Below are 14,466 nucleotides of genomic sequence, written 5' to 3'. Positions count from 1 at the left end.
AAGCGCTCTGTATCCCGGCCGTACGCTCTGCGTTGTGCCCGCGTAAAGAAAGATTTCGGCGCGTAGCAGCCCGGGGCGCGCTACTTCGGCCGCGGCGGCGCCAGGCCGGCATCGGGCACCTCGAGCCGGCCCGCGCGCAACTGGCCCACCGCGCGGGCAACCGCACGCGCGACGTTGCGCACTTCTTCCTGCACCCCAGTGTCCTCGTCGAGTGCGTTGTGGCTGGTCGCGTAAGGGGCGTAGTAGCCGATGTAGCGGTCCAGCCGCGCTTGGGTGCCGGCATCGACCAGGCCCATCCAGTCGAGCCAGTCGCTGAGATTGCGGCGCAGGTTCTCGACGCCGGCGACGTCGCCGTGCACCACGAGGCCGTAGGCGCGGCCCGCCAGGTGCTTGGGATAGTCCCAGCCCTTGAGTTCGATCGCCTTGGCCTCGTCCGGCTTCTTGCCATGGGTCGAGGTGGGGTCTGGATTGCCGCCGTCGGCGCAGACCAGTCGATCGGCCATGAGCTTGAGCGGGCTGCTTGCCTGGTACCAGTGCGTCGGGGTGAAGAGGATCACGCCGTGCGCGGCCACCCAGCGTTCGTAGATCTCGTTCATCCAGTCGCCGGTCTGCCGCAGCGAATGATTGGGGTAGCAGCTGCAGGGCCAGTGGCACAGCGGCATGGCGGTCGAGACGCAGCCTTTGCAGGGGTGGATCTGGCGTCCGTACTCGGAGGTGAGCAGGCTCAGGTCGAGCACATCGCAATCGATCTGCTCGTCTTCGAGCACCGGCCTGGCGAGCTGCAGCAGGCGATGCGTCTTCGAGATCTCGCCGGGGCAGGTGCCGTCGTTGCGCGGCGAGCCGTTGACGAGCAGCACGCGCGATCTTGTCTCCGGCCTGCTCCATGCGGCCTGTGCGCGCTCGATGCGCGCCTTGGCCTCGAGCCAGTCGACCGAGAGCTCGTAGTCGGGGTCCGCATAGCCGGGGCCGGCCTTGCGCGTCACCGGCGCCTTGCGGCTTTCCTGGTAGGCCTCCCACGCGATGACTTCGATGCGATCGAGCGCTTCGGCCTCGGCCTGGAAAGCGGGGTCCCGGTAGGACTGCATGAAGCGCTCGTGGAATTCGGCGCGTTCGAGCGTGGGCGGCGCCTGGCCCTTGCGGACTTCGGTCATTGATGCCATCTAAGCAGAGCGGTTGCCCCGCGCAGCACCGTGCCGAACGCGAGCTGCCGTAGGCGCACGACTACAAGTCCGTGCAGCGGCAAACCGCGGCGCGCGTAGCGCGGCCCGTTCGTGGAACACCGCGGAACCGGCTTCGCCGGGCCGCTGGTGGTGCCCCCGGGCGAGGGGGTTGGCGGACCACACGAAGTGGGGGGAGCCTGGGGGGAGAGCTACAACTTGCCGCTCTGGAAGTCGTGCACGGCCTGCGTCAGCTGCTCGCGCGTGTTCATGACGAAAGGGCCGTATTGCGCGATCGGCTCGTGCAGGGGCTTGCCCGCGATCAGCAGCACGCGCGCCGGACTGTGGTTGGAAGCGGGCGCATGCAGCAGCACGCCGTCGCTTTCGGAATCGTTGGCGAGGATCGCCATGCGCTTGGTCGGGATCTCGCTGCTCCCGATGAAGAGCGATTCGCGAAACACGTAGAGCAGCGCATTGCGGTCGGGCGACAGCGGCTGGGCGAACTCGGCACCGGGCGGCAGCGTGAGATCGAGGTAGAGCGGCTCGGTGTGCTCGCGCTGTACCGCGCCCTGGATGCCGTGGCTTTCGCCCGCGATCACGCGCACGTGCACGCCGGCCGGTGTGCGGAACTCGGGAATCTCGTCGCTCTGGACGTCGCGATACCAGGGTTTGCGCATCTTGTCCTTGGCGGGCAGATTGAGCCAGAGCTGGAAGCCTTCCATCAGTCCCTCTTCCTGTTCGGGCACCTCGCTGTGCACGAGGCCGCGGCCGGCCGTCATCCACTGCACGCCGCCGCTTTCCAGCAGGCCTTCGTGGCCTTCGCTGTCGCGGTGTCGCATGCGGCCCGCGATCATGTAAGTCACTGTTTCGAAGCCGCGGTGCGGATGGCTCGGAAAGCCGCCGATGTACTCGCCCGGGTTGTCGCTGCCGAAGGCGTCGAGCATCAGGTAGGGGTCGAGCCGCTGCTGCAGCGTCTGCTGCAACACGCGCGTGAGCTTGACGCCGTCGCCGTCGCTGGTGGAGACACCGGCGACGATCTGGTCGATGCCGCGCGGCTGGGCCAGCGTCACGGGCTCGACATGGTGAGGGGTGCGTGAGGTATTCGAAGTGCTCATGCAGCCCATGGTGGCACGGAGCGGAGACCGCGTCAGGGGTGGGGCTGCCGGCCGGCGCCCGGCTGCTCGCTTCAGGGTGGCGCGAAGCGCGCGTTGGCCACGTTCTTGATCAGCGCCTCGCGCTGGTACCGCGTGATGCCCCGCATGCCCTCGGCCACCGACCTGGCGCGCTCGCTGTCGATCTTGCCCTCGCGCTGCCACTTCTCGACCGCCAGGCCCGGATTGGTCAGCATCGCGGCCAGCCAGACCGCCTGGGCCGGCTCGAGGTTGCGCGCGCTGCGCTTGAAGTAGCGGCGCGCCGCGGCCTCGGCGCCGCAGAGATCGCGGCCCCAGGGCGCGTTGTCGAGGTAGAGCTGCAGGATGCGCGCCTTGCCCAGGGTCTGCTCCATCTCGACCGCATAGAGCAATTCGCGCAGCTTGCGATCGGCGCTGCGTTCGCTGCCGGCCGCGAGCAGCCGCGCGAGCTGCTGCGTGAGCGTGCTGCCGCCGCGCTCCACCTGGCCGGCCTTCTGGTTGGTGTCGATCGAGGCGGTGAGCTCGGCCAGGTCGTAGCCGGGGTGGCTGAAGAAGCGCTGGTCTTCGGCCGCGATCACGGCGCGCGCGAGCCAGCTGTCGTTGGCCAGCCGGGCGGGCGCACCGCAGCTGCTGCGGGTGTTGAGCATGGCCTCGGTGCCCAGGCCCTCGACCGTGAACTGCGCGATGCGGGGGTGCAGCGAGAAGCTGCCGGCCGGCAGATCGACCTGCGCGCGCAGGCTCAGCGTGCCGCCGATGCGTGCCTTCTGCAGCTCGGGCAGCTCGGGCGCCAGCACTGTGTACCAGCGCGCGATCGGGGCCTCGGGCGCATCGATGTGCAGCTGCAGGGTCTTCTGCGTGAGCCGGCCGTCCCAGCGTGCGCGCAGCACGTTGTCGCCCGCCACCGTGGACACCGTGGTCGCGGCCGGTGCGACTTCGATCGTGCCGTTGAGCGAGCCGGCGTCGCGCCGCGCCGTGACCAGCAGGCTGTCGAGCCGGATCGGCGCGCTGCCGAGCGCCGGCACCGAGGCGCTGCAGGGCGCGCAGCGAAGTTCGAGCGTGGCGGCGGGCTCGTTCCAGCCGAAGCGGACGACGCCATGGCGCGTGGCCAGCGAGTGGCCGTCGAGCCAGGGCGCGAACCACGAGGAGGTGGCGAGGCGGATCGCCGTGGGAACGCCGACGTCGAGGCTGAAGGGGCCGGTCTTGACGCGGGTCGGCCACTCGTCGGGGCCGGGCGCGAGCGCCAGTTTCACGACCAGGTAGATGGCCACCACGGTTGTCAGAACCAGGGCCAGAACCGCAAAAAGCAGGTAGAGCAGCGCCTTCTTCAAAAAAATGTCTCTCACTCGATCGGTCTTGCCAGGGTCACAGCCTGCCACGGGCCGCGGGATCGGCCGCTCGCTGCGGCCCAGTACCAAGCTGAAGTGTCGGTGAAAGCCGCACCTTCGGCGTCGACGATGCGCTCGCAAACGCGCAACTTTTGCGCACCGGGGCCTTCGGTGATGAAACAACGCCACAGTCGGCCCTGGGCATCGCGCGAAAGGTGCTCGCGCTCGATGCGATAGCCGAGAGCGCGGTAGCAGTCGGCGGCCGGATGCAGCATGCGGGTGGGCGCGTTGACCTCGCGCAGCACCAGCGTCTGCCGGCCGTCGGTCAGGCGCGCGATCGCGCCGGGAAAGCGCTCGGCGAAACGCCGCTCGACTTCGCTCAGGGCCAGCGGGCGCAGCGCGGCGCCGTCCCATTGGCTGGGCCATTCGTGAAAGCTCGCGGTCCTGGCCGGCGCGGCTTGCGGGCGCAGCGCGAAGGCAGCCGACCAGACGAGGCACAGCCCCATGACCAAGGCGAAGACCGCCTTGTGCGCAATGCGGTTGACGAATCGGTTGGCAAAGAAGCGTTCAAGAAAGAGCGGTGTCGACACGGCGAGCTCCTGCGGAAGTGATCAGGCCGGGGATGGCGGCGGAGACGAAGCGCGCCTGCGGCCGGCGCGCCGGCGCCATCACCCCAGCGATGCCGCCGCACACCAGCGCGAGCACGGCCAGGCCGAGCGCCTCGTGCAGCCAGGGCGCGAGCGCGAGGCCCGCGCCTTCGAAGCCGACCAGCACGCTGTTGCGCGCGATATTGCCGCCCAGTACCAGCAGCCCCACGGCGGGCAGCCGGGCCAGGAAGCTGCGGTCGCCGCGCCGTGCCCAGAGCGCGACGGCACAGGCCGTGAAGTAGCCGAGCCAGACCATCTGCACGCCGGAGCAGGGCGCGTCGACGATCACCAGCCGGCCGTCGACCAGCAGGCTGGTGCCTTCGCGCGCCACGCTGAAGCCCGGCGCCAGCAGCCAGCGGCTGGCCTCGGCCGTGATCACGCGCAGCGGATAGCCGGCATAAAACTGCAGCGAGGAGAGCAGCGGCAGCGCGAGCACCGCCAGGCCGACAACCGGCAGCACCGCCACGCGCCTGGGCAAGAAGGCCAGCAGGCCGGCGGCCAGCGCCAGGACCGCGATCAAGCCGGCGGCGAGCGGCGGCAGCGCGGGCACCACGCCGGACCCGGTGCGCAGCAAGGTCGCGGCCAGCGTGCCGGCGCTCGCCAGCGCGAGCCAGCCGAGCCGGGGCGCGGCGCGCAGCGAATGCCGCAGCTTCCAGGCCAACACGGCCAGCGCCGCGAGCGCGAGCAGGCCGAGTGGATCGTCGGAGCCGTCGCGCAGGCGCCGGGCCATCCAGAGCCAGGTCGGCATCAGCGCGGCGGCCTGCAGCGCCAGCCAGGCGGTGGCCGGTGCGCGGTCGAGCCGGATGCCCCAGTCGAAGACGCGGGGATGGGTTTGGGCGAGTCGAGCCAGCGTCATCTCGCGGTCCTCAAGCCGTGAGGCGCCGGCTGTCATGGCGCCGGGCGCGGCGGCGCAGCATGGCCAGCATCGACAGCACGATCGCGATCGCGCCCAGGGTTTCGGGCTCGGGCGTGCTCGGCACTGCGACGCCCAGGCTCTGGCCTTCGCCCAGCGCGAGCTCGCCCACGCCCTTGGGCAGCGGCTGCGGCTGGTCGACACTCGTGCTCGCCTGCGGCGCCACGTTGCGCACCACCTTGTCGACCGCAATGAAGCTGGTGTATTGCGTGAGCAGGCCGTAGCGCAGGCCGAGCTCGGTGATGCGCTGCTTGAAGGCATCGCCGCCTTCCAGCGCTTCTTGATCGCTCAGGCTCGCGATGCGGTGGCGGGCCCAGAGGCTGCGCAGCGCGGCCGCGTCCTGCCGCGTCGCATTGTCGATGCGCAGTTCCTGGCGGTATGGGCCTTCGGCGCTCTGGCCTTCGATGATGACGCGGCCCTTGGCTTCGCCGCGCCACTTGCCGAACACGATCACCGGACGTTCGCCGAGCACATCGGGCAGCACCTGCGGCTCCACGTCGTACACGTCGAGGCCGCCGAAGGTGGCTTTCACGTTGGTGAGCACGGGCGACTCGACCATGCGCTTGAAGCGCGCCGCCTGCTCGGGCGCCTGTACCGGATCGGTGATGATGAAGGGCTCGCCCATGCCGGCGCGGGCCAGGCCTTCCATCAGGTGGCGGTTGACCGAGCTGCCGATGCCGAAGGCGAAGACGTTGGCGCGGCCGAGGTTCTTGCGCACCAGCTCGAAGGCTTCGCGCTCGACCGTCACGTAGCCGTCGGTCACGACCACCACGGTGCGCGACACGTTCTCGGCCTTGGGCTCGGCATAGACGCGCTTCAGCGCCGGGATCAGCTCGGTGCTGCCGCTGCCGTTGTACTTCCTGATGGTGGACAAGGCCTGCTCGATGTTGGCGTGGGTCGCCGGCACCGATTGCGGCGAGAGCATCTTGTTGCTGCCCGAGAACAGCAGGACGTTGAAGGTGTCGCTCGGACGCAGGCCGCCGATCAGTCTTTCGAGGACGGCCTTGGCCGTGTCGAGCGGAAAGCCGTGCATCGAGCCCGAGATGTCGACCACGAAGATGTAGTCGCGCCCGAGAATCGTGTTGGCCGCGACCGACTTGGGCGGCTCGACCATCGCGAGGAAGAAGTTCTCGGCGTTCTCGCCCTGGCCCTTGTAGAGCATCAGGCCGGATTCGATCTTCTCGCCGGCGAGACGGTAGTCGAGCACGAAGTCGCGGTTGTTGGCGGGCTCGCCGCTCTGCGTCAGCGCCACGTCGGCATGCTGATCCTCGTTGGTCTTCCGGATGTCGATCGCATGCGTCGCCGAGCGGATTTCCTTGATGCCGAGCGGCGTGTCGAGCGCCATCTTGAGCTTGAAGGCGGCGTTCGGCGCCACGCCGTCGCGCAGCGTCGGCTGCGCCACCCACTTCGCGTCCTTGTTCGCCGACTGCGGGCTGTTGTAGCGCGGGCCGACGACCGTCGGAAACACGAACTGGTAGTTGCCTGCCTGCGGCACCAGCAGCTCGGTGTAGCGCAGCTCGACCTTGACGTCATCGCCCGGCAGGATGTTCGCGACGTTCATCTGGAACACATTGGGCAGGTGCTGCTCCAGCAGCGCGGCGGTCTTGCCTTCCTTCTTCGCGGCGTCGTAGTCGATGCGCGCCTGCTGCTTCTCGCGGATCTGCGCGGTGATCAGGCGGTCGGCGAGCCGCACGTTGAGGCCGCCGACCGCGGCCCTGGTCGAACCCGGGAACACGTACTTCGCCTCGATCGCACGCGAGCCCTCGTTGCGGTAGGTCTGCGTGACCCGGACGTCGGCGATCACGCCCGAAATCTTCACGTCGACCTCGGTGCTCTTGAGCGGCAGCCGGTCGACCGAAGGATCGTCGCTCTTGACGAAGAAGTAGGGGCTCTCGGTCGCGAGGCGCGGGCCGGTCGCTTGCTGCGCGTGCAGCGGCCGGGCGACGAGCAGCAAGAAGCAGCTGCTTGCGAGACCCAGCGTCGCGAGCCAGAGCCAGCGGCCGGGGCGGGGTGTGGTGGCTTCCATGGTGGTGATCCGGTGGTCGTGCAACGGTGCACGGCAGCCACTGTCGAGCGCGGACTCGAAGTCAGTGGGAAGCCTGTTTGAAGCGAATCGCGCTGTGTGAAGTCCGTGTGAAGTGCGCGGGAGGCCGCACTTCACATGCGCTTCGGATGGCGGCGCGAGCATCGCCGCATCGTCATCGACGAAGAGAGATTCCCATGCTTCAGACACTTAGAAATTCCGTGCTGCTCAAGGTCTTCGGCCTGCTGGCCCTGACCGTGCTGCTGTGCATACCGCTCGGCCAGATCGAGTCGCTCAACCGCGAGCGCGGACGCAGCCAGCAGGAGGCGGCGCGGGAGCTCGCCGCCACCTATGCCGGTGCGCAGACCGTGATAGGCCCATTGCTGGTCGTGCCCTACGTGGAGCGCTGGATGGAGCCGCTGCGCGATGCGCAGGGCCGGATCGTCGGCCAGGAAGCGCGCAGCAAGGAGATGGCGCACCTGGTGTTCCCCGACAAGCTGCACATCGAGGGCAGCCTGGCGCCGCAGGAGCGCTACCGCGGGATCTTCAGGATTCCGTTCTACACGCTGAATGCGTCACTGGCCGGCGCCTTCGGGGCCTTCGATCCGGCCACGCTGCCTTCGAGCGAGAAGGGCTCGACGATCGAGCTCAAGCCGCCTTACATCGCCTTCAGCGTCAGCGACCTGCGCGGGCTCGACGGTTCCCCGGCGCTGCAGGTCGGCGCCGAGACGCTGCGCTTCCAGCAGCGCCTGCCGGGCCTGGCCGACGAGGCCTGGCTCGCGAGCGGCATTCATGCGCCGCTTGCGGGCAGCGCGCTTGCGGCCTGGCAGGCGAAGCAGCCGCTGCCCTTCCAGCTCGAACTCGGGCTGGTCGGGCAGGAGAAGTTGTCGATGGTGCCGATCGGCGAGGAAACCACCGCGCACCTGACATCGCCCTGGGCGCATCCGAGCTTCGGCGGCCGCTTCCTGGCTTCGGAGCGCACCGTGACGGATCGGGGTTTCGATGCGCGCTGGCGCGTCTCCGCGCTCGTGACTTCGGCGCGCGAGGAAGTGCGCAGCGGCATGAAGGGTGCCAATGCGCCTGCAGCGCTGCAGAGCTTCGATGTCTCGCTCGCGCAGCCGCTCAACGTCTATTCGATGTCGACGCGAGCGACCAAATACGGCCTGCTGTTCATCGGCCTGGTGCTGATGGCGGCTTTCATGTTCGAGCTGTTCCGCAAGCTGCGTCTGCATCCGGTGCAGTACGGACTGGTCGGTCTCTCGATCGCGCTGTTCTTCCTGCTGCTCCTGGCGCTGTCGGAGAAGGTGGCGTTCTGGCTCGCCTATGCCGGCGCGGCGGGTGCCAGCGTGCTGCTGCTTGCGGTGTACTTCAGCGCGGTGCTGGGCGGCTGGCAGCGCGGCGCCTCCTTCGGCGCCTTCGTGGCGCTGCTGTACGGCGCGCTGTACGGGCTGCTCGCGTCGGAAAGCAATGCGCTGCTGCTCGGGGCCTTGCTGATCTTCGGCATGCTTGCCGTGCTGATGCTGGCGACGCGCAAGGTCGACTGGTATGCCTTGTCGACGGGAAGCGGCAAGCCCGCTGCCGCTGCTGCCGGAGCGCAGCCATGAAGGCCGGCTTGCGACGCGTCCTGTTCTGGGGCGCCATGGTAGCGGCAGGCGGCGCGGCCGCGCTGGTGTGCGCCGCCGGCATCGCCGTGGCGGTGATCTATCCGAATCTGCCGGATGTCTCGGAACTTTCCGACTACCGGCCCAAGCTGCCGCTGCGGGTCTTCACTTCCGACGGCGTGCTGATCGGGGAGTTCGGCGAGGAACGGCGCCAGCTTGTTCCGATCGCCGAGATGCCGGAGGCGCTGAAGAACGCGGTGGTCGCAGTCGAGGATGCGCGCTTCTACGAGCATGGCGGCGTCGATGCCAAGGGCCTGCTGCGCGCGGTGCTCGCGAACCTGCTGCACGGCACGCGCCAGGGCGCCTCCACCATCACGCAGCAGGTGGCGCGCAACGTCTACCTGAGTTCGGAGCGCACGCTGACGCGCAAGGCCTACGAGGCGCTGCTCGCGTTCCGGCTCGAAGAGCGGCTCAGCAAGGACCAGATCCTCGAGATCTACCTGAACCAGATCTTCCTCGGCCATCGCGCGTACGGCTTCGCGGCGGCTGCGGAGGTTTATTTCGGCAAACCGCTCGCGGACATCACGCTCGCCGAAGCCGCCATGCTGGCGGGCCTGCCGAAGGCGCCCGATGCGAACAATCCGGTGAAGAATCCCCGCCGCGCGCGCGCCCGCCAGTTGTACGTGCTCGATCGCATGCAGCAGGTCGGCGCCATCACCGCCGCGCAGGCGGCGGAAGCGAAAAAGGAGGCGCTGCATCTGCGCGACCCCTCCGAGCCGAAGCGCCTGCATGCGGAATACGTGGCCGAGACGGTGCGCCAGCTGATGTATGCGCAGTACGGCAGCAGCACCTACACGCGCGGCCTGGAGGTCCATACCTCGCTGGTCGCGGCCGACCAGGCGGCCGCGTACAAGGCATTGCGCCGCGGCATCATGGACTACGAACGGCGCCAGCCCTATCGCGGGCCCGAGCGCTTCGTCGATCTGCCTGCCGATCCGGCCGAGCTCGACGATGCCGTCGATGAGGCCCTGGCCGAGCATCCCGACAACGACGATGTTCTCTCCGCTGTGGTGCTGCAGGCTGGCGCGAAGGAGGTCACGGCGGTGCGCGCCAACGGCGACGAACTGCGGATCGCGGGCGAGGGCCTGCGCCTCGTGCAGGCCGGCCTGTCGCAGCGCGCTGCCCCGAACGTGCGCGTTCGGCGCGGTGCGGTGATTCGCGTCGCGAAGACGCCCAGGGGCGCGTGGGAGATCGTCCAGATGCCGCAAGTCGAAGGCGCCTTCGTGGCCCTCGACCCGCGCGACGGCGCCGTCAAGGCCCTGGTGGGCGGCTTCGACTTCGGCAGGAACAAGTTCAACCATGTGACGCAGGCCTGGCGCCAGCCGGGGTCGAGCTTCAAGCCTTTCATCTATTCGGCCGCGCTCGAGAAGGGCTTCACGCCGGGCACCATCGTCAACGATGCGCCGCTGTTCTTCGACCGCGCAGCGACCGGAAGCCAGCCCTGGGAGCCGAAGAACTACGACGGCAGTTTCGGTGGGCCGATGTCGCTGCGCCATGCGCTCGAGCAATCGAAGAACATGGTCACGATCCGTGTGCTGGAGTCGATCGGTCCGCGCTACGCACAGGACTGGATCGGCAACTTCGGCTTCGAGCGTGCGAAGCATCCGGCCTACCTGCCGATGGCACTTGGCGCGGGCTCGGTCACGCCGATGCAGTTGGCGGCTGCCTACGGGGTGTTCGCCAATGGCGGCTATCGCGTCAGCCCCTGGCTTGTGACGCGCATCACCGACCCCAGGGGCCAGCTGCTGTTCGAGGCCGAGCCGCCTGTACGCGACGAGAGCGTACGCGCCATCCCGGAGCGCAATGCCTTCGTCATGGCTTCGCTGCTGCAAAGCGTGGTCACGAACGGCACCGGCTTCAAGGCCCACCAGGCGCTCAAGCGCGGCGACCTGTACGGCAAGACCGGCACCACCAACGATTCGATCGACACCTGGTTCGCCGGCTTCCAGCCGAGCCGCGTCGGCATCGCCTGGATCGGCTACGACACGCCGCGCCAGCTCGGCGTTCGCGGCGAGACCGGCGGCAGCCTGAGCCTGCCGATCTGGACCGGCTACATGCAGGCGGCGCTGCAGGGCGTGCCGGTGGCCGAGCTGCCGGTGCCCGAGGGCCTGGTGAAGCTTGACGGCGAGTGGTACTACGACGACTATGCGCCGGGCCGCGGCATCACCAGCCTGGGTATCGACACGGGCCCGACGCCGCCGGCCGAAGCGCTCGCCGCGATGCCGGTCAGCGCGATGCCGGCGCCGGAGGAGCGCAACCGCATCCTCGACTTTTTCAGATAGCGCCTCAGTGCGACGCCAGCGGCAGCGTGAGCGTCGCAAGCGCGCCGCCGCGCGGAGCGTTCGCGAGCTCGATGCGGCCGCGGTGCAGCGCCGCGATCTCCTTCACGAAGGCCAGGCCCAAGCCGGTGCTCTTCTTCTGGCTGTGCGGACGCGCAAGCGAATAGAACTTTTCGAACACCTTGTCTTTCGCGTAGTCGGGAATGCCGCGGCCGTGGTCGCGCACCGTGACGCGGGCCTCGCGCGCGCCGGCATGCAGCGCCAGCGCCACCTCGGCGCCCGGCGGCGAGAAGTCGATCGCGTTGTCGAGCAGGTTGCTGACCGCGCGGCGCAGCAGGAAGGGGTCACCCTCTACGCGGGCTTCGGTGTCGATCGCGATGTGCAGCCGGATCTCGCGCGCGGCCGCCGCGCCCTGTGCGCTTGCGGCCACTTCGCGCAAGAGCGGCGCCAGGGCGACCAGCTCGCTGCGCTCCAGCGCGCGCTGGGTTTCGAGCGCCGTGAGTTCCATCATGCGGTCGACGATCTCCTGGATGCGCTCGGTTTCGCTCGCGATGTTGGCGAGGAAGCGTTCGCGCTCGGCCTCGCGCATGGAGGGCTCCTGCAGGAGCTCGGCCGCGCCGCGGATCGCCGACAGCGGGCTCTTGATCTCGTGCGTGAAGGTCTGCACGTAGTCGGCCACGTAGTTGCGGCCGGTCAGCGCGTCGCGGATCTCTCCGGCGCCGCTGCGCAGCGTGTCGACCGCGCGGCGAACCATGCGCCCGAGGCTCCAGCTGCGCTGGCTGCGCAGCCAGCGCAGGTAGTCGGAGATCAGCCCGAAGGGCCGCACCAGCCAGACCGACATGATGAGCGCCAGCAACAGCAGCGCGAAGGCCGAGCCGACGCCGACCGCCAGCGTGCGCGCGCGTGCGTCTTCGACGAACTGGCCGAAGCTCTGCACCGGCTTGCCGACGCTGACCACGCCGACGATCTCGTTGTTCCAGCGGATCGGCGCGGCCGCATACATCACCGAGGTCATCGGGTCGCCTTCGATGTCGCGCGAGGTGCGTGCGCCGTAGACGCCGGCCAGCGTGCGGCTCACGTCGCTCCATTTCGAGAAGTCGGCGCCGACGCTGCGGCCCAGCGAGTCGAAGAGCACGCGGCCGCTGCGGTCGGTGACGTAGATGCGCAGCTCGACGCGGCTCTTGTGCAGGTTGTAGATCTGGGCCGAGAACTGGCGCGCATAGGCCGAACGGAACAGCGGCTCCAGCCGCGCGGTGTTGATGGCGCCGGCGATTACGTCCTGCTCGATCAGGCTGGCCATCAGCTGCGAGATCTCGACCAGCGATTCTTCGGCCGACTCGCGGTAGCGCGGGTCGATGTCGGACACCACGCGGTAGAGCAGGAAGGCGATGCCCGCCGTGTAGATCAGCAGGATGCCGATAAAAATGCGGGTTCTGGTGCTGATGCGGCCCGGTGCCGGCCTGGCACGCTTCATCGCGGCGGCAGCTCGTCGTTGAGCGCGTAGCCCGTGCCGCGCAGGGTGCGGATGGCCTCGACCTCGGGCGCGATGGCGCGCAGCTTGGCGCGCAGGGTCTTGATGTGCGCGTCGACCGTGCGGTCGAAGCTGTCGCTGGCATCGTCCCAGACCAGCTGCAGCAGCTCGTCGCGCGTGAACACGCGGCCGGGGCGCTGGATCATGAGGCGCAGCAGCCCGTACTCGTAGCGCGAGAGTTCGAGCAGGCGGCCGTAGTAGCGGATCTGCATGCGCTCCGCGTCGAGCATGAAGGGCGTGGCGGGCGCGCTCGTTGCCGGCGCTGCAGGCGCGGGTGGCGCCGAGCCGCCGTTGCCGCGCCCGCTGCGCCGCAGGATCGTGCGCACGCGCGCCACCAGCTCGCGCGGGGAAAAAGGCTTGGCGATGTAGTCGTCGGCGCCGAGCTCGAGGCCGACCACCCGGTCGATCTCATCGCTGCGCGCGGTAAGAAAGAGCATCGGCACCTCGGGGCCGCCGGCTTCGCGGCTCAGGGCCTGCAGGCGCTTGAAGAGCTCGAAGCCGTTCATGTCGGGCAGGCCGACGTCCAGGATCGCGAGCGCCGGCGGCTCGGCGGCGAACTGCGCGATCGCCTCCTCGGCCGTGGCGCACCAGACGGGCACGAAGCCGTCGGTCTTGAGCACGTACTGCAAGGTGTCGGCGATGCCCGACTCGTCTTCGGCGATCAGGATCCGGGGGTTGAAGGGCATGGCCGGATGGTAGCGGGCCGGAACCTTTGCGCGCGAGCTCGAACGAACAGGGCCTTGCATTCTGGAGAACCGCATCGTGACCCCATCCGAAACCCGGGCCATCGTCACCCTCAGCCTGTTGGCGGCTTTCGTCGACGGCGACAAGCATGAGCGCGAACGCGCCGAGATCAAGCGCATTGCCGAAGGGCTCTCGCAGGCCGATGGCGTACAGCTGCCGATGCTCTATCAAGACGTGCTGATGAAGCGCGTTTCGCTCCCCGCCGTGGCGGCCGAATTGAAGAGTTCCGAATCGAGGCAGCTCGCCTACGAGATGGCGGTCTGCGTCTGCGATGCCGACGGCACGCAGTCGGAGGCCGAGCGCATGTTCCTCGCCGACGTGCGCACCTCGCTAGGACTCGATGCGCCGGCGGCGCAGCAGTTCGCCAAGGAGGCCGAGGAGATCGCCGCGGTGCCGCTCGCAACGGGTGCGGCTACGGTGTCCGCAGCGCCCGCCGCGACGGTCGACAACGCCGAGCTCGACAAGGCCATCCTCAACGCCGCGATCCTGAACGGCGCGCTCGAGCTGCTGCCCGAGACGCTCTCGACCATGGCCATCATCCCGCTGCAGATGAAGCTGGTCTACCGCATCGGCCGCGCACACGGCTACGAGCTCGACAGCGGCCATGTGAAGGACTTCCTCGCCACGGTCGGTGTCGGCCTGACTTCGCAGTACCTCGAGCAGGCCGGGCGCAAGCTGCTCGGCGGCCTGCTCGGCAAGGTCGGCGGCGGAATGCTGCGCGGCATCGGCAAGCAAGCGGTGAGCTCGGGCATGAGCTTCGCCGCCACCTATGCGCTCGGCCATGTCGCCAAGCGCTACTACGCAGGCGGCCGCACGCTGTCGACGCAGATGCTGAAGGAGGCCTATGCCAGCGTGACGCAGGAAGCCCAGGGCCTGCAGACGCGCTACCTGCCGGCGATGCAGGAGAAGGCGCGCACGCTCGATGCCGGAAAAATACTGTCGATGGTGCGCGGGGCCTAGTGCAGGTCGAAGCAGCAACCCGCGTAGTAGGGCTTGTCGCCGCCGTCGACGAAAGGCACCTCGATCGGCTTGCCCTCGTTGCGCCAGGCGTCGCGT

At 68.9% G+C, this 14,466-nt stretch carries 11 protein-coding genes; 3 read left to right on the top strand and 8 right to left on the bottom strand.

Annotation, left to right across the window (positions count from 1 at the left end; genetic code table 11):
• Positions 1-80: 80 nt before the first annotated feature.
• From EJI01_RS20430 to EJI01_RS20405, 6 genes are all read right to left on the bottom strand, one after another.
• Positions 81-1,151: a flavodoxin family protein gene (locus EJI01_RS20430; RefSeq protein WP_126838959.1), complete on the bottom strand. Its 1,071-nt coding sequence runs from the start codon at positions 1,149-1,151 to the stop codon at positions 81-83.
• A 218-nt stretch (positions 1,152-1,369) separates the two neighbouring features.
• Positions 1,370-2,272: a pirin family protein gene (locus tag EJI01_RS20425; protein WP_126838958.1), complete on the bottom strand. Its 903-nt coding sequence runs from the start codon at positions 2,270-2,272 to the stop codon at positions 1,370-1,372.
• A 71-nt stretch (positions 2,273-2,343) separates the two neighbouring features.
• Entirely contained in the window at positions 2,344-3,630 is a 1,287-nt protein-coding gene (locus EJI01_RS20420; protein ID WP_260602545.1) for a biosynthetic peptidoglycan transglycosylase, read from the bottom strand.
• Complete coding sequence (locus tag EJI01_RS20415; RefSeq protein WP_126838957.1) at positions 3,627-4,202, bottom strand: hypothetical protein; 576 nt, start codon at positions 4,200-4,202, stop codon at positions 3,627-3,629. Before EJI01_RS20415 ends, EJI01_RS20420 begins: the two co-directional genes overlap by 4 nt.
• Positions 4,180-5,115, bottom strand: coding sequence for an exosortase Q (gene xrtQ, locus EJI01_RS20410; protein WP_126838956.1), 936 nt, complete (start codon positions 5,113-5,115; stop codon positions 4,180-4,182). Before xrtQ ends, EJI01_RS20415 begins: the two co-directional genes overlap by 23 nt.
• Before the next feature lie 10 nt (positions 5,116-5,125).
• Positions 5,126-7,198, bottom strand: coding sequence for a VIT and vWA domain-containing protein (locus tag EJI01_RS20405; RefSeq protein WP_126838955.1), 2,073 nt, complete (start codon positions 7,196-7,198; stop codon positions 5,126-5,128).
• A gap of 194 nt (positions 7,199-7,392) precedes the next feature.
• On the opposite strand from EJI01_RS20405, the gene creD reads away from it, so the two are divergent.
• Together creD and EJI01_RS20395 are read left to right on the top strand one after the other, a co-directional pair.
• Positions 7,393-8,799 (top strand): cell envelope integrity protein CreD, encoded by a 1,407-nt coding sequence (creD, locus tag EJI01_RS20400; protein WP_126838954.1) that lies wholly within the window; start codon positions 7,393-7,395, stop codon positions 8,797-8,799.
• On the top strand, positions 8,796-11,138 hold the full coding sequence (locus tag EJI01_RS20395) for a penicillin-binding protein 1A (RefSeq protein WP_126838953.1): 2,343 nt from the start codon (positions 8,796-8,798) through the stop codon (positions 11,136-11,138). Before creD ends, EJI01_RS20395 begins: the two co-directional genes overlap by 4 nt.
• Before the next feature lie 4 nt (positions 11,139-11,142).
• Here EJI01_RS20395 and creC read toward each other — a convergent pair whose 3' ends face one another.
• Entirely contained in the window at positions 11,143-12,579 is a 1,437-nt protein-coding gene (gene creC / locus EJI01_RS20390) for a two-component system sensor histidine kinase CreC (RefSeq protein WP_126839048.1), read from the bottom strand.
• Between the two features lie 26 nt (positions 12,580-12,605).
• Complete coding sequence (gene creB / locus EJI01_RS20385; RefSeq protein ID WP_126838952.1) at positions 12,606-13,352, bottom strand: two-component system response regulator CreB; 747 nt, start codon at positions 13,350-13,352, stop codon at positions 12,606-12,608.
• A gap of 76 nt (positions 13,353-13,428) precedes the next feature.
• Here creB and EJI01_RS20380 point away from each other — a divergent pair, with 76 nt between their 5' ends.
• Positions 13,429-14,370 carry a YcjF family protein gene (locus tag EJI01_RS20380; RefSeq protein ID WP_126838951.1) on the top strand — a complete coding sequence of 314 codons (942 nt, stop codon included), beginning with the start codon at positions 13,429-13,431 and terminating at the stop codon, positions 14,368-14,370.
• Positions 14,371-14,466: the final 96 nt, after the last annotated feature.

Source organism: Variovorax sp. MHTC-1 (assembly GCF_003984645.1).
In the GTDB taxonomy this organism is placed as follows: domain Bacteria; phylum Pseudomonadota; class Gammaproteobacteria; order Burkholderiales; family Burkholderiaceae_C; genus Variovorax.
Note: the sequence above shows the minus strand (reverse complement) of the source record. Positions and strands in the feature narration are given on the sequence as shown.